Annotated in this window: 1 protein-coding gene; it reads right to left on the reverse strand. The window is 30.4% G+C overall.

Annotated elements, in window-relative coordinates; translation table 11 throughout:
* Window positions 1-752: IS982 family transposase (locus DRF58_RS18140; protein WP_116037345.1), on the reverse strand; the 752-nt coding region annotated here is incomplete at its 3' end.
* Window positions 753-854 lie beyond the last annotated feature (102 nt).

Raw genomic sequence — 854 nt, forward strand, 5'->3', positions numbered from 1 at the left:
TCATTAATCGTTTCAATTATGGCTCTTTTTCGGAGTAAAATCTTATCTTCCATTTTCATAATATGATTTTTCATATTTTTTCTAAGTTTAGTGAAAAGCTGTATTCCATCTGCAAAAAGCATCTCCCAAAGCGCTTTTGAAAGGTAACCTTTATCTGCAAATACTTTTCCAAAAAGTTGTTTAGTCATTTTCTTAATATGTTTTGGATTTCTGTCATCCACATTTCCTTTCGTTAAATAAAAGGATAAAAGTTCCCCTTTTTCGTTGCAAAGCAAATGCAGTTTAAACCCGTAAAACCAACCCATCGAAGATTTTCCACGTTCTGCCAAACCTTTGAAAACCTTATGATTGTGAATTCTTTGGTTACGGCAGACTTTCAATGTTGTACTATCCATAAAGCTAATTCCAGTACATTTTCCTAATCCTTTTTCTCTCAAAAATAATGCAAAGACCACAAAACTTCTTTGCTGCAATTCCACAAACCTGTTGTAAGAAAGGCTTTTCGGGAACAAATCTTTCCAATATCCGCAAACAATTTCTTTATAGTAATGCTTGAAAGTTTTGTGTGCTCCTAAATGAAAGCCGATCATAATAGTAATAATTTCAGAATCGGACATTAAACAAGATCGATTTCTTCTTTTCTTATTATCTGCAGCCGCATTTAATTTCAAATTTTTGATTTGCAAATCAAATTCTTTACAAAAATCATCAATCTGTACAAAAATAGTTGTAATTTGGTCTTTCAAAATCATAAGTAATAATTCGTTAAATATTTGAATTTCAGAAACTTAAATATACGAATTATTACTTTTCATTGCAAATTTTATTTCATTTCTTATCCCGAACTCAGGTTA

The organism is Epilithonimonas hispanica, from assembly GCF_003385395.1.
Taxonomy (GTDB): Bacteria; Bacteroidota; Bacteroidia; order Flavobacteriales; family Weeksellaceae; genus Epilithonimonas; species Epilithonimonas hispanica.